General features: G+C 58.0%; 16 protein-coding genes and 3 pseudogenes. 18 read left to right on the forward strand and 1 reads right to left on the reverse strand.

The window, feature by feature from the left end:
* The first annotated feature begins 770 nt into the window (after positions 1-770).
* From OZX67_RS01300 to clpB, 16 genes and pseudogenes are all read left to right on the forward strand, one after another.
* Positions 771-1,610 carry a DUF3152 domain-containing protein gene (locus tag OZX67_RS01300; protein WP_277143433.1) on the forward strand — a complete coding sequence of 280 codons (840 nt, stop codon included), beginning with the start codon at positions 771-773 and terminating at the stop codon, positions 1,608-1,610.
* A 350-nt stretch (positions 1,611-1,960) separates the two neighbouring features.
* Positions 1,961-2,728, forward strand: a pseudogene (locus tag OZX67_RS01305) (glutamate--tRNA ligase family protein); the annotation flags it as partial.
* Positions 2,729-2,995: 267 nt separating this feature from the next.
* A pseudogene (locus OZX67_RS01310) lies at positions 2,996-3,322 on the forward strand (hypothetical protein); the annotation flags it as partial.
* Between the two features lie 333 nt (positions 3,323-3,655).
* A complete protein-coding gene (locus OZX67_RS01315; protein WP_277143435.1) occupies positions 3,656-5,242 on the forward strand; it encodes an anthranilate synthase component I family protein in 1,587 nt (528 codons plus the stop codon).
* 94 nt (positions 5,243-5,336) lie between these two features.
* Positions 5,337-5,924: an aminodeoxychorismate/anthranilate synthase component II gene (locus tag OZX67_RS01320; protein ID WP_277143437.1), complete on the forward strand. Its 588-nt coding sequence runs from the start codon at positions 5,337-5,339 to the stop codon at positions 5,922-5,924.
* Positions 5,925-6,010: 86 nt separating this feature from the next.
* On the forward strand, positions 6,011-7,057 hold the full coding sequence (trpD, locus tag OZX67_RS01325) for an anthranilate phosphoribosyltransferase (protein ID WP_277143439.1): 1,047 nt from the start codon (positions 6,011-6,013) through the stop codon (positions 7,055-7,057).
* A 229-nt stretch (positions 7,058-7,286) separates the two neighbouring features.
* Positions 7,287-8,138 (forward strand): indole-3-glycerol phosphate synthase TrpC, encoded by an 852-nt coding sequence (gene trpC, locus OZX67_RS01330; protein ID WP_277143442.1) that lies wholly within the window; start codon positions 7,287-7,289, stop codon positions 8,136-8,138.
* 301 nt (positions 8,139-8,439) lie between these two features.
* Positions 8,440-9,255, forward strand: coding sequence for a phosphoribosylanthranilate isomerase (locus OZX67_RS01335; RefSeq protein WP_277143444.1), 816 nt, complete (start codon positions 8,440-8,442; stop codon positions 9,253-9,255).
* Positions 9,256-9,515: 260 nt separating this feature from the next.
* A complete protein-coding gene (gene trpB, locus OZX67_RS01340; RefSeq protein WP_277143446.1) occupies positions 9,516-10,715 on the forward strand; it encodes a tryptophan synthase subunit beta in 1,200 nt (399 codons plus the stop codon).
* Positions 10,708-10,854 (forward strand): hypothetical protein, encoded by a 147-nt coding sequence (locus tag OZX67_RS01345; protein WP_277143449.1) that lies wholly within the window; start codon positions 10,708-10,710, stop codon positions 10,852-10,854. Before trpB ends, OZX67_RS01345 begins: the two co-directional genes overlap by 8 nt.
* 1 nt (position 10,855) lies before the next feature.
* Positions 10,856-11,773: a tryptophan synthase subunit alpha gene (gene trpA, locus OZX67_RS01350; RefSeq protein ID WP_277143452.1), complete on the forward strand. Its 918-nt coding sequence runs from the start codon at positions 10,856-10,858 to the stop codon at positions 11,771-11,773.
* A gap of 341 nt (positions 11,774-12,114) precedes the next feature.
* Positions 12,115-12,414: pseudogene (locus tag OZX67_RS09590) on the forward strand (YggS family pyridoxal phosphate-dependent enzyme); the annotation flags it as partial.
* Positions 12,415-12,453: 39 nt separating this feature from the next.
* Positions 12,454-13,248: a YggS family pyridoxal phosphate-dependent enzyme gene (locus tag OZX67_RS01355; protein WP_348519616.1), complete on the forward strand. Its 795-nt coding sequence runs from the start codon at positions 12,454-12,456 to the stop codon at positions 13,246-13,248.
* A 195-nt stretch (positions 13,249-13,443) separates the two neighbouring features.
* Entirely contained in the window at positions 13,444-13,773 is a 330-nt protein-coding gene (locus OZX67_RS01360) for an acylphosphatase (RefSeq protein WP_277143458.1), read from the forward strand.
* A 158-nt stretch (positions 13,774-13,931) separates the two neighbouring features.
* The gene (locus OZX67_RS01365; protein ID WP_277143460.1) at positions 13,932-14,747 is read left to right on the forward strand and encodes a fumarylacetoacetate hydrolase family protein; all 816 of its coding nucleotides are present in this window, start codon (positions 13,932-13,934) and stop codon (positions 14,745-14,747) included.
* Positions 14,748-15,068: 321 nt separating this feature from the next.
* Complete coding sequence (gene clpB / locus OZX67_RS01370) at positions 15,069-17,702, forward strand: ATP-dependent chaperone ClpB (protein ID WP_277143463.1); 2,634 nt, start codon at positions 15,069-15,071, stop codon at positions 17,700-17,702.
* A 553-nt stretch (positions 17,703-18,255) separates the two neighbouring features.
* On the opposite strand, the gene OZX67_RS01375 is transcribed toward clpB, so the two are convergent.
* Positions 18,256-19,455 carry a hypothetical protein gene (locus tag OZX67_RS01375; RefSeq protein WP_277143465.1) on the reverse strand — a complete coding sequence of 400 codons (1,200 nt, stop codon included), beginning with the start codon at positions 19,453-19,455 and terminating at the stop codon, positions 18,256-18,258.
* A gap of 281 nt (positions 19,456-19,736) precedes the next feature.
* Between OZX67_RS01375 and rmuC the strand changes: the two genes are divergently transcribed.
* The gene (gene rmuC, locus OZX67_RS01380) at positions 19,737-21,086 is read left to right on the forward strand and encodes a DNA recombination protein RmuC (protein WP_277143467.1); all 1,350 of its coding nucleotides are present in this window, start codon (positions 19,737-19,739) and stop codon (positions 21,084-21,086) included.
* Positions 21,086-21,748 carry an orotate phosphoribosyltransferase gene (locus OZX67_RS01385; protein ID WP_277143469.1) on the forward strand — a complete coding sequence of 221 codons (663 nt, stop codon included), beginning with the start codon at positions 21,086-21,088 and terminating at the stop codon, positions 21,746-21,748. Before rmuC ends, OZX67_RS01385 begins: the two co-directional genes overlap by 1 nt.
* The last annotated feature ends 123 nt before the right edge of the window (positions 21,749-21,871 follow it).

A 21,871-nucleotide genomic window follows, 5' to 3' on the forward strand; every position in this document is an offset into this window, starting at 1 on the left:
GTTCTTTATCGGGTATTCATTTCCGCCGAATGCCAGGTTTTTCTGAGCGTTATTCCCCCATAACCCAACAGCAGTGGCGCGGTCTGTGATTTCGCAGGTCGCGCCACTTTTATGGTTTTATGGTTCCGCAGGGTTCTGCGTAGGGTTCTGCGCTGGAGCTCCGTGCGCGGTTTCGTGTCGGGGTTTGCGCTTCATTCCGTTGCCAATTCAAAGGCGTGAATAGAGGAAATGGGTTTATCGTAAAGTGCGGAAACCGGAAAATCTCATATTCTGTTTTGCGATGATTGTGGAAATTGGCGGCGCGCGGATTCTTCTCGTCACAAAGAATCTCTATTATTGACGCATAACGATTAAAGCCTATGGCGGGAGACAATGTGAAACGTGGTGGACGGCCAGACTCGCGGTCTCCGCGCGGCAAAAAACCGGTGGGGAAATCATCGGCGAATGCTGCGGGACGCCAGGTCGGCATGGTCGTTCGCGATTTTCTGCGTTGGCTTGGCGGCGTTTTGCTCGCGGGCATTCGCGGGTTCAATCACGCCGTGCGACGGGGGTTTCGGGCGCTTTGCGTTTTCTTGGGATTGAACACGTCAAAAGCCTCGTATAAATCGCGCGAACAACCCCATATGGCTTCATCGTCCCGTCGAAACACGGCGCATGGTGCACGGGATTCCCGCGTAAACACGCCTCATCGGGATTCCGGGATATCGCAAGGGTTTATAGGTTCCGTATTGGGCGACGACGGAGCACGAAAGCCGGGTCGGAAAAACGGGATGGAACGAAAGCCTCGCAGCGCTTCGCGTTCTGCCACGAAGTCGGTTTATCTTGTCCGCCGTGTCGTTGTGGCGGTGGTGGCTTTGGTGGTGGTCGTCGCCATCGTTTTGGGCTGCAGGGCTGCGGTATCGGCGGTCGGCCATCATCATGATTCCGCAAGCCGGCAAGCCTCGTCTCAGGCTTCGCGGCAATCGACGAAGACGGATCAGGCAAAAGACAGTGGCAAGAAAAAGCCGCCGAAACCGAATGCGGAGAAGGCGACCGGGCAGGAGGCTTTGAGCGATCACAGCCGGGCCACGATTCTTGCTGCAGCGCAGAAAACCGCGGCGTCCAGCGGCAAGCCGCTTCGTCAGTATACGTATTGCGTGGCCAGCAAGGGCGGTGTGGGAGATTCCAGCGTGCTGCAGAAATTCGAAAACGTCGTTTTCCGCACGCTGAACGATCCGCGCGGGTGGCCGCGTGCCGGCGCCACGTTCACCTACAATGCCAGTTCAAGCCATTGCGATTTCGTCGTCTACCTTTCGCAGGCCTCGCAGATGAAGACGTTCTCGGACAATTGCTCCAGCAACTACAGCTGCTGCGTCGGCAACAACGTCATCATCAACCAGGACCGTTTCAACGGCGCGACCCCGCAGATGCTCGCGGCAGGCATGAGTCTCGACCGTTATCGGGAAATGATTATCAACCACGAAACGGGCCACCGCCTCGGCCATCTCGACAATCAGCCTTCCTGCCCGGCCCCGGGCGCCACCGCGCCGTTGATGCAGGAGCAATCGATGAGCTTGCGCGGCTGCCAGCCCAACGAATGGCCGCTGGCTTCCGAGCTGTGGGTGAAATGAGCGGGCGGACGGGCCTGGGCGCGGAAGGCGGGTTTGGGCCGTTGCGTTCTGGGCACAATGACGGGGTTGTTCCTGCCGACGAATCATCGGTAGCGGAAACTTCTGCGATGCAATCGAATAGAACCCCGCGAATCGACACGGTGGGTCGGTTCGCGCCCACGCCTTCCGGCCGCATGCATATCGGCAACGTTTACGCGATGCTCGCGGCCTGGCTTTCGGCGCACGCCGGAGAAGAGAATGGGCGCGGCGATGCGGGCCGAGGTGGCGATGCGGACCGGTATGGTGACGGGAGCCGGGGCGGTGACGGCAACGGACAGCGTGGCAAGGGTTTTGACGGTAATCGGCAACGTGGCAAGGTGCTGTTGCGCATCGAGGACGTCGACGGGCCGCGGGCGGTGAAGGACGCCGACAAGTGGATCATGGACGATCTGCATTGGCTCGGGCTCGACTGGGACGGCGAACCGGTCTACCAGTCGCAACGCACGGAAATCTACGAGGAGGCGTTGCGCTCGCTGGAATCGGTGAGCTTGGACGATCTTGCCGATACTGATTTTCATCATTTTGTAGGCAACGGTTCGGAGGCTTTCGTTAGTTCGCCGGATAACGATAATGTATTACTAAATGGGGGTTCTCGGGTTTGCTCTCAAAGCTTAAGTATCGGGGGAAGTCCAAGTCTGGAGGGTTGTGTGCTGCCGGCTGGCTTCCCTTTGGTCTACCCGTGTTTTTGCTCGCGTGCTGATTTGCGCGCGGCCTCGGCGCCGCAGGAGGGCGACCGGTTCCTGATCTATCCCGGAACGTGCCGTAAACTCTTGGCCGAGCACCCCGACGAAGTGCGTTCGAGGCTTGAGGAGGGCCAGCGTCACTCATTGCGTATAGCAGTGCCCGAAGAAGGTGCGCGAGGAAGCGTTGTCGAGTTTGACGATCGAGTATTTGGCAAGCAACGTTTTGATTTGCCGCTTCAGGTCGGCGACACGATTATTCGTCGTTCCGATGGCATCTTCTCCTACCAGCTGGCAGTAGTGGTCGACGACCTTCTGATGGGTGTCAACGACATCGTCCGCGGTCGCGATCTGCTGCGTTCCACGGCGTTGCAGATTTGGATTCGGCGGGCTTTGATCATGTCAGGTTTCGCCGCAAAATACGGCATTCCGTCTGATGGTGATTCGGATGAAACGAATAATCGACATAAAGATAATCGTGATGGTTCGGAGACGAATGATAACCGGCTTGTGGCTAATCGCAGGGGGTCAAAGGCAGGGGATTGCCGGTTGGTAGATAATTGTAATACTTCAATGTTGGATAATGCCAGGCTTGTCGGTAACCATAAAACCGCAAAACCGGATAATTTCGCAACGGCCTGCCGTGCCGACACGACACCTGAATATCCGGCCTATGCCCATCTTCCTCTAATCGACGACCCGACTGGGGTTCGCCTGGCCAAACGCAAGCATTCGCTGGATATCGGCGCGTTGCGGGCGGACGGGGTCAAGCCGGAACAGGTCATCGGCTACTGCGCGTGGCTGCTCGGTGTGCGCGGCTCCAGCCCCCAGGGTGTCCACATGCCGGACGCTTCCGGCCCGGTTGCCATGAGTGCGCGGGAAGCCTTGGAATGCTTTACTTTGGGCGACATTCGCACCGATAGATCCGACCGTATTCTTCCGCCTAATTGGGCAAACGAATTTGACAGGCGTAAAAACGGAAGTGTAGCCTAACTATCAATAATTAAAAACACTACAAACCGATGAAGCGGGGAAGTAGGCGGAAACGCGCGAGGAGCGAGCCCGGGATGGTGAGAGCCGGGACGAGATGCGAACCGTTGAGTGGGCCGCTGAGGGCGCACCGATTGGCCGGATGATTTCGACCATGAGGCTGCGACGTAAGGCATACGTTAGTTGCCGGAGACGTGTTGGCGTTTCGTAAGGGCACGGGAGACCGTGAACCAAGGTGGCACCGCGGGCATATATTCGCTCGTCCTTGGCTGTAATTGACAGCTGGGACGGGCTTTTTTAGTCCCAAAATGAGGCGAAGGCCTCTGGGAGGTGCCCATGGTGACCATGAGTGCGGATGCTACGGCAGGTTCGAACGGCGGTGCGGCCGTGCGGGGCGCTGCGGACGGAAAACGATATGCTGGTATTCGGCCCACGCTTGACGAGGTGCGCGAACTGGCAAAAACCGGCAAATACCGCCGTATTCCGGTGATGCGCGAACTGCTCGCCGACCGCTTGACCACCATCGAGGCCATGCGCCGGGTGCGTGCCGCTTCCAACCATTGCTTCCTGCTGGAAAGCGCCGAAGCCGACCAGCGCATGGGACGCTACAGCTTCCTCGGATTCGCGCCGACGCTGGAACTGACCTGCAAGGCCGGCGATTTGAGAATCAAGTGCGTTGCTCCTGCGGGGTCGGACGCTGAAGATGTTGTCGTTGAACACAAGCACGTCGATCACCCAAGTGACGCGATTCGCAAGGTGCTCGCGCAATATTCCAGCCCTCGCCTTGAAGGGTTCCCGCCGTTTGCCGGCGGTTTGGTGGGGTATTTCTCCTTCGATTATTTCGCTTACGCAGAGCCGACATTGCGGCAGACGACCCGCGACCCGAAGGCGCTGCCTGACGTCGACTTGATGCTCTTCGATCAGCTCATTTCCTTCGATTCCTACCGCCAGCGTCTGCAGCTCATCGCCGGTGTCGACACCAACGATGTGGACGCCTCCTACGAGCGTGCCGTGGCCCAAATCGAGCAAATGCAGGAGATTCTCGAGAACGGCAAACGCTACGACTTCAAGCCGCTGGAACTGGACGGGCAGCTGCAGCTGACGCTCAACCGCGAACAATACGGTTCCATGATTCGTAAGGCCAAGGAACACATCTACGCCGGCGACATCTTCCAGGTCGTGCTCTCCAACCCCAGCGTGGCTTCCGCTTCCGGCAGCCTGTTCGACGCCTACCGGCTCATGCGGGCCGAAAATCCAAGCCCCTATATGGTCTTCATGTCCAGCGACGACATCGAAATCGCCGCTGCCTCGCCCGAGACGCTGGTCCGCCTCGAAGACGGCAAGCTTTTGACCTATCCGCTCGCCGGAACCCGCCCGCGCGGCGCGACGCCGGAAGAGGACAAGCTCATCGAGCAGGACCTGCTGAGTGACGAAAAGGAGCTGGCCGAGCACAACATGCTGGTCGACCTCGGACGCAACGACATCGGTCGCGTCTCCAAACTTGGCAGCGTCGAAGTGGAGCGGCTGCACGATATCCTCCGGTTCTCGCATGTCATGCATATCGGTTCCACGGTCGCCGGCCAGCTCGCCGACGGCAAGGATGCGCTGGATGTCATCGACGCGGTGCTTCCGGCCGGAACGCTTTCCGGAGCGCCGAAAATCCGCGCCTGCCAGATCATCTCGGAACTCGAGGATTCCCCGCGCGATATCTATGGCGGGGCCATCGGCTATCTCGATTTCTCCGGCAATCTCGACACCTGCATCGGTATCCGTCTGGCCTTCAAACACAACGGCAAGGTCTGCGTGCAATCCGGTGCGGGCATCGTCGCCGATTCCAACCCCGACAAGGAATTCGAGGAATGCCGCAACAAGGCGCTCGCCGTCGTGGACGCCATCAATCAAGCGAATGGAGGCATCGCATGATCACCTTCAACGAAGCCACCGAAGCCGCTCAAGTCAACCAAATCGACGGAATCTGCCGGAACGCTGACGGCACCCGAATCTCTGGAGGCATCGCATGATTACCATCGTCGACAACTACGACAGCTTCTCCTACAACCTTTACCAGCTCATCGGCTCCATCGAGCCAGACGTGCGTGTGGTGCGTAACGATGACCTCGACGTGGCTGGCTTGGCCGCGCTGGGTTCCGATGGCATCGTGCTTTCGCCTGGTCCCGGCAAACCCGCCGACGCCGGTATCTGCGAGGACGTGGTACGCGAGCTTTCCGGAACGGTGCCGATTCTGGGCGTCTGCCTCGGCCATCAGGCCATCTGCGAGGCGCTTGGCGGCAAGGTCGTTCCCGCCGCCGAACTCATGCACGGCAAGGCCTCGCCGGTCGAACTCGACAACGATTGCCCGCTCTTTGCCGGTATGCCTTCGCGGATCCAAGCCGCGCGCTACCACTCGCTGGAAGCCGACAAAGCCACGTTGCCATCAACGTTGCGCGTCGTCGCCCGCACCGACGGAACCGACGAGATTATGGCCGTGGCTCACGTCACGGATCCGATGTTCGGCGTCCAGTTCCATCCCGAAAGCATCCTGACGCCTCTGGGCAAAGACATTCTCAGGAATTTCATCGATGTTGTCGAAAGGTTCGGCAATTGAGCATAAATCGTTAGTTTTTGATATTTAGTAATCATTAAATCAGTAATACAAAATTATCCACCAATCAATCACAAGGAAGCAACAAAATGATCAGTGAAGCAATCGTCAAAATCGTCAACAAGCACGACCTCACCTACGACGAGGCCTACCAGGCAATGAAGGAGATCATGGGCGGCAAATCGACGCCGACCCAGAACGCAGCCTTCCTTGCGGCGCTTTCCACCAAGTCGGCCGAGGCCGAGACCATCGACGAGATCGCGGGCTGCGCGGCCGCCATGCGTGAACTGGCCACCCCCGTGCCGCATCCCGGCATCGAAACGCTCGACATCGTCGGCACTGGCGGCGACGGCGCCAACACCTTCAACATCTCCACCACGGCGGCGCTGATTTCCGCCGCTGCGGGAGCCAAGGTGACCAAGCACGGCAACCGCGCGGCCAGCTCGCAGTGCGGCACCGCCGACTGTCTCGAAGCCCTCGGCGCGAACATTTCGCTCTCGCCGGAAGAGGCCATCGATCTGCTCAAGAAGGACAGCTTCACCTTCCTCTTCGCCCAGCGCTACCACACCGCGATGCGCTACGTCGGCCCGATCCGCAAGGAACTCGGCTTCCGCACCGTCTTCAACATTCTCGGGCCTCTGACCAACCCCGCGCGTCCCGAATATTTCCTGCTCGGCGTGTATGACGAATATCTCGTCGAACCCATCGCCCACGTGCTTGAAAGCCTAGGCGTCAAGCGTGCGCTGGTCGTCTACGGCCGCGACAAGATGGACGAGGTCTCGCTTTCCGCCGAAACCGCGGCCTGCGAGCTGCGTGACGGCGAATATCACCCGATGACGCTCACGCCGGAAGAGTTCGGCCTGACCCGTTGCCAGAAGAGTGATTTGCTGGGCGGCACTCCTACTGAGAACGCTGCCATCACCCGCGCCATCCTGGGCGGCAAGGAGACCGGGCCGAAGCTCGAAGCCGCGCTGTTCAACGCCGCTTGCGCGCTGTATGTCTGCGGCGTCGCTTCGTCCGTCGGGCAGGGTGTGGAGATCGCCCGCAAACAGATCGACTCCGGTGCCGCGATGAAGACGCTCGATGCGTTCGTCGCCGGTTCGCAGGCGTTCGCCAAGGCCGATGCCGATAAGTAAGTGCTGAAGGTTCGTCGGGCAACCGTCAGTGACCGTTTTTGCATCTCGGTCTGTTTGTGCAAGAAACAGGTCGTTGAAGACTCGTCAGTGACCGTTTTCTAGCACCATGCATTCCAGATGTAAGAAACTGGTCATTCGGAGTTGTTCGGTGACCGGCTTCCGGTCAATTTACGACATTGTCTTGTGAGTTTATGGACGTTGATACCAACGATAGGAAAGTGCAAAGGTAATGGCTGATTCCGAAAATATCCTGCAGCGCATCGCCGCCAAGACCCGCGAGCGCGTGGCCGAGGAAAAGGCGCAGACTCCGCAGGATCTGGTTGCGGCTCAGGCTCGTGAGGTCAACTCGCGGAAGGTTGCGGTGGGGGAGACCGGCGACGCGGCGTTCCCGTTCGAACGGGCGCTGAAGGCTCCGGGCATGAGCTTCATCTGCGAGCTCAAGCAGGCCTCGCCGAGCAAGGGCACCATCGCGCAGGACTATCCCTACCTCGACATTGCCCGCGACTACGAAAAGGCTGGGGCGGCGGCCATCAGCTGCCTGACCGAACCGACGTGGTTCAAGGGTTCCGACGAGCACCTGCGGCAGGTCGCGGCGGCGGTTGACATTCCGGTGCTGCGCAAGGATTTCATCGTTGACGAATACATGATCTATCAGGCCCGCGCCTGTGGTGCTTCGGCGGTGCTGCTGATTTGCTCGATTTTGGACGACAAACAGCTTGCGGACTACACCGCGCTTGCGCACGAACTTGGCATGAGTGCTTTGGTGGAGGCCTACCAGCCGGACGAAGTGCCGCGTGCCATCGCCGCCGGAGCCCGCGTGGTCGGCGTCAACAACCGCGACCTGCGCACCTTCGATGTCGACTTCGACCACAGCATCAAGCTGCGCCCGACCGTCGGCCCCGACCGCATTTTCGTTTCGGAGTCTGGTGTGCGCACACGTGCCGACGTCGAGGAACTTGAAGCGGCCGGCGTCGATGCGGTGCTGATAGGCGAGACGCTGATGCGTTCGCCCGACAAGACCGCGGCGCTCGCCGAGCTTCGTGGCGGTCCGGCCAGCAATGCGTCTGCGGCGCAGAAGTAAGAGGCGAAGTTATGGATAACGCTACTGCATTCATTGAGGTTGTGCTTGCCGATTTTCTGGTTGGTTGCGATTGTGGCGATTCATCCATCTACGGGCCATTCGTAGCTAAAGATAAAGGACAAACGCGATGAATAATTCGACATATGCCCAAAGGCAGGCAGGCGAATTGCGTACAAGCCGGGAGTCGGAAGTAGTGCGATGAATAATTCGACAGCATCCATCGAGGCTGTTCCTGCCGATTGCAGGTTTGGCCGTTCGTCCGTCCGAGGGTTATTCGTAACTGAGAGTGAGAGGTAGTGCGATGAGTAATTCGACAGCATCGGTTCGCGCCGAGTCTTCGGAATCGTCCGATAATGGTGTGCCATTTGAAGATGATGGCATTGTTTCTCGTGCGATTTTGGACAATGCGTTATCGGCCGATGGCACCGCTAACCTGAGTGCGGAAGCGGCAAACGCCTACAAAGTCAAGCTTTGCGGGCTCAAGCGCGAGCAGGATATGGACGCCGCGTTGGCGGCTGGTAGTGATGCCGTCGGATTCATTGTTGACTTCCCTAAATCGCACCGTTCGATTTCGCCGGAGCGTGTGGCCGAACTGGTTCGTTATATAAAGGCCCAGGCCCGCGAAACCGGTGTAAACCCACCAGCTGCGGTAGGGGTGTTTGTCGACGAACCGGCCGAGCGCGTGGCGCAAATCGCGCGTGACGCAGGTCTTGACGTGGTTCAGCTTCACGGACATGAAGACGAGGATTATCTTGCGGAACTCCGTGAGCTGGCAACTGTGCCGATCATGCAGGCGTTCAAGGTGCGCGAGGCGTTGGACGTGGCTCGGGCCGTCGAGTCGTCGGCCGATATGGTGTTGCTCGACGCGGGTGCGGGCGATGGCAAGACCTTCGACTGGTCGCTCGTTCGTGATGTCAATCGTCCGTTCATGCTGGCCGGCGGTCTCACCCCGGAAAATGTGGCCGAAGCGATCCGGGCGACGCACCCGTTCGGTGTCGACATGAGCTCGGGCGTCGAAACCGAACGTCTCAAGGATCCAGCCAAGATGTGTGCCGCAGTCAGGGCGGTACGGGAAGCGTCGAATAATGCGAAAGCTGGTGAAGTCGATGACGAATAACTCAAAGGTATGTGCTCTCCGCAATCTGAAATCGTAGGTACTTCAACGTAATTGTAATGCAAATGCTATCGGCGATGGAGGATGTCCACCTTGTCAACTCGACAAAATGAATGCAAAAGTAACTATTGACGAAATAAGCAAGCCGCACAGTCTCGTCAGTCCGGAATTCGGGTATCCGCAATAGGAAATCCGACCGAACCAAACCATCAACCAGAAATACAATCAACTGTCATAGATGTTATATAAAAAGGAGCAATCTCATGACCAATTCGCCCAATTCAAAGGGGCGCTTCGGCATCCACGGGGGCCAGTACATCCCCGAGACGCTGATGGGCGCCGTCAACGAGCTGGAGGAGGCCTACAATCATTACAAAAATGATCCCGACTTCATCGCCGAGCTTGATGACCTCGAGAAAAAGTATGCCGGCCGTCCGTCGTTGCTGTATTACGCAGACAATATGACCAAGGATCTCGGCGGCGCGAAAGTCTATTTGAAGCGCGAGGACTTGAACCATACCGGCGCGCACAAGATCAACAACGTGCTTGGTCAGGCGCTGCTCGCCAAGCGCATGGGTAAGACCCGCCTCATCGCCGAAACCGGCGCGGGACAGCATGGCGTGGCCACGGCCACCGTCGCGGCGCTGTTCGGTATGGAATGCGTGGTCTACATGGGTCAGGTGGATATGGAACGCCAGGCTTTGAACGTCTATCGCATGCGTTTGCTCGGCGCGGAAGTGCGCGGCGTCACCAGCGGCACCGGCACGCTGAAGGACGCGGTTTCCGAAACCTTCCGCGAATGGACGCGTCGCATCTCCGACACCCATTACTGCCTCGGCTCGTGCATGGGCCCGCACCCCTTCCCGACGATGGTGCGTGATTTCCAGTCCGTCATCTCCAAGGAGGCCCGCGAGCAGATTCTCGCCGACGAAGGCAAGCTCCCGGCCGCAGTGATTGCGTGCGTCGGCGGCGGCTCCAACGCCATCGGCAGCTTCTACAACTTCATCAACGACAAGGACGTGCAGCTCATCGGCTGTGAGGCGGCCGGACGCGGCATCGACACCAAGGAAACCGCAGCGACCATGAACACCGGTTCGCTCGGCATCTTCCACGGCATGAAAAGCTACTTCTGCCAGAACGAATACGGCCAGATCGCGCCGGTCTATACGATTTCCGCCGGTCTCGATTACCCGGGCGTCGGCCCCGAACACGCGGCGCTGAAGGATTCCGGGCGTGCCCAATATGTGCCGATCAACGACGACGAGGCCGTCGACGCCTTCGAATACCTGAGCCGTACCGAGGGCATCATTCCGGCCATCGAAAGCGCTCACGCCGTGGCCTACGCCATGAAACTCGCCCCGACGCTGCCAAAGGACCAAAATATCATCGTCACCCTTTCCGGGCGTGGCGACAAGGATGTGGCGGCCATCGCCCGCTACCGCGGGGAGGATCTTCATGACTGAGACAACAACCAAGGTCAACGGTGTGAATGGTGCAGCCGGTGCATTTGCGGTGACCGGTGTGAATGGTGCAGCCGGTGCAAATGGTATGGCCAATGGAAACGGGCGGAGCGACGAAAACGCTGTGAAAGGATGCAACTGATATGACTGAGACCACGAATATTACTGGTGCGGCTGGCAACCAGCGGTCGCAACAAAACATGGAAGCCAGCGCTGTCGATGCCGGTGATACGTCGCGTCGGCAGAGTGTCGGTACTCGCCGTTCCCGCATCTTGGAAGCGTTCACCGCCCCCGACGGCAGCCGCCGCAAGGCTTTCATCCCGTTCGTCACTGTGGGCGATCCGTCGATTGCACTCACCGAAAAGCTCGTGCCGGCCATGATTGACGCCGGTGCGGATTTGATCGAGCTGGGTGTCCCCTTCTCCGACCCGACCGCCGAAGGCCCGGTCATCCAGGAAGCCAGCAACCGTGCGCTTTCCGCAGGAACCACGACTGACGACGCCTTCGCGCTGGTCAAGCGCCTGCGCCGCGACCACAAGATCGAGACGCCGATGGTCTTCATGACCTACGCCAACGTGCTCTATTCCTACGGCCTCGAGCGTTTCGCGCATCGTGCCGCGGAAGTCGGGCTCGACGGCGTGATCTTGCCGGACGTGCCGCACGAAGAGAAGCCGGAGTTCGACGAGCCGCTGGCGGCCGTTGGGCTTGATCTGGTCAGCCTCATCGCCCCGACCTCGCACGAGCGCATCCACAGCATCGCCTCCGACGCGAAAGGCTTCATCTATTGCGTGAGCTCGCTCGGCGTGACCGGCGTGCGCAAGGAAATCACCAGCGACGTGAAGGGCATGGTGCGCGAGGTGCGCTCCGTCACCGACGTGCCCGCCGCCATCGGCTTCGGCATCTCCACCCCCGAGCAGGCCGCCACCATGGCTGCAGATTCGGACGGTGCCATCGTCGGTTCGGCCATCGTCCGTTTGGTCGGCAAATACGGCGAGGACGCGGTGCCATACGTCACCGATTACGTCCGCTCGCTGGCCGAAGCCGTTCACGGGCTGAACTGAGCAGGCTTGCGCGTGTACACGATGTGTGCGGCGCTGTCTGAGGAAGTAAATGCATAAAAAGTGCATTTTGGCGGTCGTATCTTGCATGTTTTTGACGTAATTGTGGAAAATGTGCACTATACGGCCGCTATTTTGCATGTTTTTTACGTTACTGTCAGAAAAGTGCGTTTTGGAGATGGGGAACGGACGGAAAGTTGAAGGTGTTTTCCTCTTTTCCATGTGCCCGATTGTATTTTGCACGTTTTTCGCGTCAATGGTATAAAAATGCGATTTGGCCCGGGTCGCGATGACATGGGCATGCATAATATGGAGTCGGTAAATCGAGTGGGAAGCGGGGAATGATGACTGCTTATATGGATCACAAGAATCTCGCCAACGAGGTCATCGACGAGGCGCGAATCAAGGAAATCACGGACGGCGTGCATCGCGTGCTTGACGACATCGCACAAGCCGAGGCGGCGTCCGGGCGCGAAACCGGATCGGTCAAATTGCTCGCGGCAACGAAAACTCGTGATGTCGGCGAGATCATGGCGGCCATCGACGCAGGCGTGCGCATGATCGGCGAAAACCGTCCGCAGGAAATCTCCGCCAAGGCCGAGGGCTTGATTCGTCAGTGCTCCGAGCGCGGTTTCTCGCTGGGTGCCGCCGCGAACGCAGGTTTGCAAAGTGGCGGTGCAGATTTGCTGTCTTCTTCGGCACCGTCAAAACGGGGTTCTGCCGTTTCTGCCGTTTCTGCCGTTTCTGACGCTTCTGCCGCTTCGGGTACGCGGAATATCAACGGTTCCAATGGTTCTGTTGCTGGTAGTGAGCAGAGTGCTAATGGTTCCAATGGTTCTGATGCCGGCAATAGGCAGAATGTTCATGGTTCCGACAATTCCGCTATTGTGAATGCTCAGAATGCCAATGGTTCCAAAGGCTCTGATGGTACGAATGCCCGAAATGTCAACGGTTCCAGCGTTTCTGCCGCTTCCCAAGCCGCGCCGAACGGCCACATCCCGTTTCATCTCATCGGCCAGCTGCAATCCAACAAAATCGGCAAGGTGCTGCCCTATGTTGACACCATCGAATCCGTCGGTTCGCTCGAAGAAGCGCAGAAAATCGCGCGTCGCGCGCTCGCTCGCCATATCGTGGTCGGCGTGCTGATGGAGGTCAACGAATCCGGGGAGGCGTCGAAGTCCGGCTGCGAACCCGACGAAGCGGTCGACCTCGCCTACCAGATTGCCGCCCTCGAAGGCTTGCAATTGCAGGGTTTGATGACCATCGGTGCCCATGTCGACGACGAAAAGACGATACGCAACGGCTTCGCCCACCTGCGTGGCACCCGCGACACGATTCTCAAGTCCGGCGAACCCGGAACGGCGCAATGTCGGGAACTTTCGATGGGCATGACCCACGATATGGACTACGCCGTGGCCGAGGGCTCGACCATCGTGCGCGTCGGCACCGCGATTTTCGGCGAGCGCGCGTTCATCTGAGACTGTGAAATCGTTGTGGCCGCAGGCGTCCCGGTAATTGCGCAGAATTGTGGAATATAGTAAGTAATGGTAAATAGAGATGGGGTCTGCCGGAATTTAGGCTATCGATGATGTTTTAATGTTTTCGGAAGGCGACGAGAGAGAATTGAGAGTTACATCAACATTCGGGGGAAGATGATGAGAGAGCAGACGAAAATGAAGGGGATTTCGGTTAGGGGCAAAGCCAGAACCAACGGCCGCGTGATTCGCGTTCGTGCGGTGGTCACCGGCATGGTGCAAGGTGTCGGCTACCGCTATTTCGCAGTCAATGAGGCGCATCGTTGCGGTGTTGCCGGCTGGGTGCGCAACCGTCTCGACGGGTCCGTCGAAGTTGAAGCGCAAGGTGAGCGGACCTTGGTCTCCGCATTCGTCGAACGGCTCGGCCACGGCCCGCAATGGGGTCGCGTCGACCACGTGGAAACCACGGAAATCCCGCTTTGTGATAACGAAGGTTTCGAATTTCGCGTCCGCCGCGATGCTTTCTGAGATTGTCGATTTCGAGCGTACGCACTGAATTTCGTACCAGCGAAGGCGTGTCTGTGTGGATTGAAAAGCGACTTTTAGCCAATTCTTGACCATACTGATTTTGGTTGTATTTCGGTTTTTGCCCGCCAAAGACGGGGAAATGGCGTAAACTAAAAAACATGAAAATTGCACGCTATTCCTACAACGATGTTCCGCACTATGCTTTTGTGCAAACCGACAACAACGACAAGAAGGAGTATCTCGTCGAGCTTGACGGTTATCCCTTCGGCTCCCAGCCGGTGAAGCCGACCGGCGAGCGCCATCTGATCGACGAAGAGGGCATTCGCCTACTTTCGCCGGTTATCCCTTCCAAGGTCTACGGCCTTGCCAAAAACTACGAGGCCCACGCCGAGTACATGCACAGCAAGGGCCAGTCCGCCGCCGAGCACGCTCCCAGCGAGATGGTCATTTTCATGAAGCCTGCCACTTCGGTCATCGGCCCTGACGATCCGATCGTCATTCCGGGCTATTCCAACGATATGAATTTCGAGCCCGAAGTGGCCGTGGTCATGGGCCGCATCGCCAAGAACGTCCCGGTCGAGAAGGCCATGGATTACGTCCTCGGCTTTACCTGCGTCAACGACGTGACGTTGCGCGATTTGCAGGGTGAGGATCCGATGTGGACGCGTGCCAAGGGCTTCGACACCTCCTGCCCGCTTGGCCCGTGGGTCGAGACCGATCTCAATTGGAAGGACGCGAAGATCTCCTTCACGCTGAACGGCAAGGATGTGCCGGATGCTTCGGGCACCACGGCTGACCTGATCCATTCGATTCCCGAGCAGATTGCCGAGATTTCAAGTTTCTCGACGCTTCTGCCGGGAGACGTCATTATGACAGGCACCCCGAACGCTTACGGCACGCTGAAGCCCGGAGACGAAGCCATCGTCAACATCGAGGGCATCGGCTCCCTGCGTAACGTGGTGGTCAAAGGCTGAACTGCAGAATCAATCGCGGTTGGTAATCGCGGTTTCATAAATAAATATGTATTAAAAGGCCGGTCGGCGGAATCTGGGTTCCGTCGGTCGGTTTGTTTTTATCCGATAGCTGTTATTGAAAGGTATGTATAACGCCACGAAAACGACGATTAACAGGTATTTGAATTACATAACTAGACAATGACGTCTAAAAGTTGAGTCGAATAGACTCAAGTTTTGGGAATAGAACTCCTCCGTTTGCGGTTGTAATAAGCAGAGATTGAATAATGCCTTGAATTCCAACGATTCACGAAGGAACAGGGCGAACAAACGGAGGAAAACATGGAACAACAATTTACGACCATGGCTCAGGAAGCCATCGGAGACGCGATTCAAAGCGCGTCGGCTGCGGGCAATCCGCAGGTTGATACTTTGCATCTGATGGATGCGTTGCTGCGTCAGGAAAACAGCGTGGTCACGGGACTGATCAGCGCCGCGGGCGGGGACCCGAAGGCCATCGGCGCCGCAGTGCGCAACGCGTTGGTCGCGCTGCCGAGCGCGAGCGGGTCTTCGACTTCGCAGCCGCAGGCGAGCCGCCAACTGACGGCCGCGTTGGCTCAGGCCGAGAAGGAAATGCAGAAGATGGGCGACGAATACGTCTCCACCGAACATCTGCTCATCGGCATCGCCGACGCCGCGCCCAATGAGAGCGCGACGATTTTGAGGAGCAACGGCGTGACAGCCGAAGCCTTGCGCAAGGCCGTTCCGAGCGTGCGTGGCGGTGCGAAAGTGACCAGCCCGGACGCCGAAGGCAGCTACAAGGCGCTGGAGAAGTACTCCACCGACCTGACCGCCCAGGCCAGGGAAGGCAAGCTCGACCCGGTGATTGGCCGCGATCAGGAGATTCGCCGCGTCATCCAGATTCTTTCCCGCCGTACCAAGAACAACCCTGTGCTGATCGGCGAGCCCGGCGTCGGCAAGACCGCCGTCGTCGAAGGTCTGGCGGAACGCATCGTGGCGGGCGACGTCCCCACGACCCTGCAGAACAAGAAGCTCATCAGCCTTGACTTGGGTTCGATGGTGGCCGGTTCGAAGTACCGTGGCGAGTTCGAGGAACGCCTGAAGTCCGTCTTGAACGAGATCAAGAGCGCGAACGGCGAGATCATCACCTTCATCGACGAGATTCACACCATCGTCGGCGCTGGTGCCGCGGAAGGCTCGATGGACGCCGGCAATATGTTGAAGCCCATGCTGGCCCGCGGCGAGCTCCGTCTGATTGGCGCGACCACGCTCGACGAATACCGCGAGAACATCGAGAAGGACCCGGCGCTGGAGCGTCGTTTCCAGCAGGTCTTCGTCGGTGAGCCGAGCGTTGAAGACACCATTGCCATTCTGCGTGGCCTGAAGCAGCGTTACGAGGCGCACCACAAGGTGACCATCGGCGACGACGCGCTCGTTGCCGCCGCGACGCTTTCCAACCGCTATATCACCGGTCGTCAGCTGCCTGATAAGGCCATCGATCTGGTCGATGAGGCGGCGGCGCACCTGCGCATGGAGCTCGATAGCCAGCCCGAGGAAATCGATGAACTGCAACGTCGCGAGACCCGTCTCGAGATGGAGGAGATGCAGCTGAAGAAGGCCGAGGATCCTGCCAGCAAGGACCGCCTGAAGAAGCTGCAAAGCGACTTGGCGGACACCCGCGAAAAGCTTTCGGGTCTGAAGGCTCGTTGGGATCAGGAGAAGGCCGGCCACAACAAGGTCGGCGACCTGCGCGCCCAGCTCGATGCCAAGAAGGTGCAGGCCGACAAGTACACCCGCGAGGGCGACTTGGAGAAGGCCAGTAAGATTCTTTACGGCGAAGTTCCGGCGATTCAGAAGCAGCTGGATCTGGCCGAACAGGCCGCGGACGAAGAGAACGCAAAAGGCGAGGAAACCGAGCCGATGGTTCCCGACCACGTGGACGCCGATTCGGTGGCGGGCATCGTCTCCGAATGGACCGGCATCCCCGTCGGACGTCTGATGGAGGGCGAGAACGAGAAGCTTCTGCATATGGAAGACTACTTGGGCAAGCGCGTCATCGGCCAGAAGGAAGCCATTCAGGCGGTTTCGGACGCTGTGCGGCGCTCGCGTGCCGGCATCTCCGATCCGAATCGTCCGACCGGTTCGTTCCTCTTCCTCGGGCCCACCGGCGTGGGCAAGACGGAGCTCGCCAAGGCGTTGGCGGACTTCCTCTTCGACGACGAGAAGGCCATGGTGCGTATCGACATGAGCGAGTACATGGAAAAGGGTTCCGTGACCCGCCTGATCGGTGCGGCCCCTGGCTACGTCGGCTACGAAGAGGGCGGTCAGTTGACCGAGGCCGTACGCCGTCGTCCTTACTCCGTCGTGCTGTTCGACGAGGTGGAGAAGGCGAATCCCGAGATCTTCGACATCCTTCTGCAGGTGCTTGACGACGGCCGTCTGACCGATGGCCAGGGCCGGACCGTGGACTTCAAGAACACGATCCTCATCATGACTTCGAACCTCGGTTCGCAGTTCCTGGTGCAGCCTGATTTGGATGACGAGGCGAAGAAGAAGGCGGTTATGGACGCCGTCCACGCGCACTTCAAGCCCGAGTTTCTCAACCGTCTCGACGAGCTGGTCATCTTCCATCCGCTTACCCGCGAGGAACTGGGCGAGATTGTGGATATTCAAGTCAAGCAGGTTGCGTCTCGCTTGACCGACCGCCGCATCACGCTCGACGTCACCAAGGCTGCGAAGGAATGGCTCGCCAACGCCGGTTACGACCCGGCTTACGGCGCCCGTCCGTTGCGTCGTCTGGTGCAGACCGAGGTCGGCGACCAGATGGCGAAGATGTTGCTTTCGGGCAAGGTCCACGACGGCGACACCGTCTTGGTCGACCAGACCGGCGGCGATCATCTCGAGCTGAGCACGATGCCCGAGGACCCGCTGAGCGAGGATCACGACAGCAAGTGATCTGACAGTGTGAATCTCGTTGCGAAATACTGATAAACCAACATTCCGCAACGAGATCTGCAGGTTTATCGATAACAGATAGATAAGTAGTATCTGGCACAAGAGCCGGACTGTTGCAGCAATGCGATGGTCCGGCTCTTCTGCTGTTTTCCGAGATTATGCATTGTTGCTAGGCATACTGATTTGCAGCAGGGAACATCTTAGGCTTAGAAAAATCGGTTCAGTGCTGTGATAATTGATTGTATGAGGGTTTCTGAACATAAGAAACCGCGGAATACCAGCGATTCGACGAATGGACGATATTCGACTCGTAGCAGCGAGCGGTGAAAATGTTTATAGAATCCATTCCGTGCTGTGAAATCGGTTGAAAAAGTAATTTGCGACGCTGAGAAATGGCGGAATTCCAACAATCTATCGGATGGGTATTATCCCGCCCTTGGCAGTGAGCTTCAGAAATACGCGTAAAATCTTTTCGCGCTGCGTAGTCGCATGGATTTGTGTAAGCGGTATGGATATATCCGTTACGAACCGGCACTGCTTTCCGCTCGCTGCCTTAATCGATATTGTCGCGCTGTGCTTTTCTGCGGCCGTTGATGATAAGGACAAGCGCGAGAATCGCAAGGATGAACCCTGCGATCACCAGTACGCCGACCCCTCCGAACAGTGCGAACGTCAGGCGCGGCTGCGGGCCAAATACCACCAACAGCGCGAACGCCCAGACGGCGATGATGATGACGGTGATGACGAAGATGCGCGTGAAATGAGCTATTTTCCTGATGCCGGCGATAAGCGTGTTGAAGGCGCGGTCGGCGATGGCGTGGGCTGTGGCACCTGCGTTTGTGGCGATAGTCGTTGCGCCTGAGGTTTGAGGGTCTAGAGGTGAATTGTTCTTGGATACGGAAGCTTTCACGCCGACCGACGAAGTCCGGGCCCCTTGGGCGGAGCCGTAGTTTGTTGCAGAAGGTGAGCCTTCGTTTGAAACGGAGGCTTTTGTGGTCGCGGAAGCGGTCTGTGACATGATTGCCGGATTAATCGAATTTTGAGATTTTTCGACGTCCTGGATAATTAGCAGTTCAACCAGCTCAATGGCCAGCGCCAAAGTGATAATGAGGTTGACCCCGCCGAAATACGCGTGCCGCGAGCCTTCCGGGAACTGGCTGCGGGCCACGCAAATTATGAAACTGTAGATGAAAGCGCCGGTTGCTCCAAGTGAAATCAGCGAATTGACGTCCGGGGCGTGTCGGCCAAGCGCATGCCAGCCTTCGCGATGAATCGGCGCGCCGCACCAAAACATCGTCGGTGTGGTCAGGATGGCTTGCAGCCATGGGTTGACCAACCAGCTCGGAACAAAAGAGGTGCTGAAGCGGCTCAACAGCGAGGGGATGAAGACGATTACAGTAAGCACGATTGCAAAAATCAGCAGGCGTGTAATGCGTGAAATCTGAGCCTCGATCTCCGGGGCTTCACTGGTTCGGGCCTGTTCGGATTGTGCTTTGTTTCCGGCGTCGCTTTGGCCGACTGCTATATTTTGCCTTGTAGGTTCGCCTTGATTGCTGGTTGTATTGCCGTTGTGTCCCCTGCCCGTCGAAATTGAAGGATTATCGGAGGGTGCATTGGGATTTCGCAGCCCTTGCAACGCTGTTTCGACCGAGGATTGCGCCGATGTGGGCGAGCGGAAAAAGAGGATGATGAGCCATGTGGCCAGCGCGGCGGCCACCACCGCCAAACCGCCCATGAATAAGTCGAATCCCATGGTCCCTCCTTGGTTGTCTCTTCATCATCGCAGTTTTGTGTGACTATATCCCGTGCGACACGCTGATTGACACGAGATATACGCACGTCCTACCTGGGGTCAGACATATCATACGCGTTTGTCTTACGTTGGTATGGCATCGGCGAAGCCATAGGGTTATCCGCTTGACAGGATGGGCAGGGAGCCCTGTTGCCGCAAGATTATTGGTTTCGATATGGACGGTCTTGGTTGTTGTTATTGCCGTGTGGGTTTCGTCCAAGGCATCCTGTGTAATAGAACATATGTTCGAAAATCCTGTAGTGGCAATTATATTGGTCATACTCGCAGCGGTGCTGGGGCTGGTGGCCGGATTTGTGCTGGGCAAATCCAAGGGCCAGGAAACCGCGCGAGACGTCAAAAACTCCGACATGCAAGAGGCGCAGGCGCAGAACGATGAGCTTCGGCGCCAGGTGGGGGAGCTGACCACGCAGGCCGCGCAATATCGCACGCAGTGCGATGGATTGAACCAGCAACTCGCGTTCGTCAAATCCCAGTTGGCGCAGGCCCAGCAGGCCGAGCAACTGCGTGTGCAGAGGCAGCAGGAGCAGGAACGCGAGACCGCAGCGCGCAAGCAGGCCGAACAAGCCAAGGCGATGGCCGAGCAGAGCAAGGTGCTTTCGGCGCTCGCGCCCGTGCAGAAGAACCTTGACGCCTTGCAGCAAAAGGTCACGCAGATCGAGGAAGGCCGCAAGCAGGAGATGGGTTCCCTGGGCCAGCAGCTCAAGGGTTTGAACGACCAGCAGACCCGTTTGGACAAGGAGACGAGCTCACTTTCGGCTGCGTTGCGCAACAACAAGGTGCGTGGCGCTTGGGGCGAGGCGCAGCTTCGCAACATCGTCGAGTCGGCAGGGCTTTTGGAACATGTCGATTTCGATACGCAGGTGGTCGTCACCGACCCGGAAGGCCGCGTACAACGGCCAGATATGGTGGTCTATCTGCCTGGTGGCAAGACCATTCCCATCGATGCGAAGGCCCCGTATTCCGATTACCAGCGTGCGTGCGAAATTCCCGACACCGCGCCAGAAGACGAGCTCAAGCGCCGCGACCAATTGCTTCAGGCGCATGCCAAAGCGTTGCGCGAACACGTCAAGACCTTGGGCGACAAGGCCTATTGGAATGCTTTCGACACCACTCCCGATTTCGTCATCGCCTTCATTCCCAACGACGCCCTGCTTGAATCCGCGCTGAAGGTCGACCCGACGTTGATGGATGACGCCTTCGCTCGTAAAGTCGCGCTGACCTCGCCGGTCACGTTGTGGGCCGTTTTGAAGTCGGTCGCTTTCGCTTGGCAGCAGCAGAGCCTCACCGACGATGCCAAGATGCTCTTTGACCTTTCGCGCGAACTCTACGAGCGCTTCGCGGTTTTGGGCGACAAGGCCAATAAATTGGGCCATTCCATTACCCGCACGGTTTCGGCCTACAACGCCTTTGCCTCGTCATTGGAATCGCGTGTGTTGGTCACCGCGCGTAAAATGCAGAAGATTGATTCGAGCAAGGTCATCGACCCTGTCGAGATGGTCGATTCCGAAAAGACGGACGTCCACGAGCTGACCGCGCCCGAACTGAATCTTGAGTCGGGGGAGCAGGAATAATGAATGCCAAAAACGGTGGAGTCGAGACAGAAGCCGGAAGCGGGGGCGAAAGCAACGGCAACGGGCGAGGCAACAGCGAATTGCAAACGCTCCTGCAAACAGCGGTAAAGCAGAAACCGTTCAGCGAGTTGTTTGGTGTGAGTCTTGACCATCGCGGTGCCGAACTGATCGGTGATGCTTTGCTCGATGCGCTTGAGAAACGTGGCTTCACTCTTGATCATTTCGACGCGGTTGGTGCATTGACCGCAGCCGCCGTACCCATGGTCACTGCCGTAATGCAAGCGGCTCACGCTCGCGGACATGAACCCGACGGCTTCGTCATGGATTTCGTCTATCCCTCGATCAAAGGCCCGTCGATCGCCGGCAAACGTGTGGTGTTGCTTGATTCCTGGCTTTCCGAAAAATCGTATGTGCAGACTTCGTCACTGGTCACCTTGCGCAACGGCAACGAGTTGAGCCTTGACTTCAGCGTCGTTGAGCACGAGGGTGCCGATGTCATTGCCGTCGCCTCGCTTATCGGAGGAGTCAGCGGTGACGCGGATGCCAGCAATATCAAGGTGATTAATCCTGTTACCGGTGAGGGACGCAGTCTTCCGTTCGTAAGAGCTTTCGACGAGGATGAGTTGCGTGGTGGTGCAACTAAAACGAAGAGAACCGACTGAATATGTACAGGTCGAATCTCAATACCGAAGTTTGTCACGGAAATTGCAACCTATCGCATTCCGATAATGCTGAATGTCTCAAATCTCTCGGAAGTGCGGACTTCAGACATGTGCATTCCAAAG

The sequence above is a fragment of the Bifidobacterium sp. ESL0728 genome (genome assembly GCF_029392015.1).
In the GTDB taxonomy this organism is placed as follows: Bacteria; Actinomycetota; Actinomycetes; order Actinomycetales; family Bifidobacteriaceae; genus Bifidobacterium.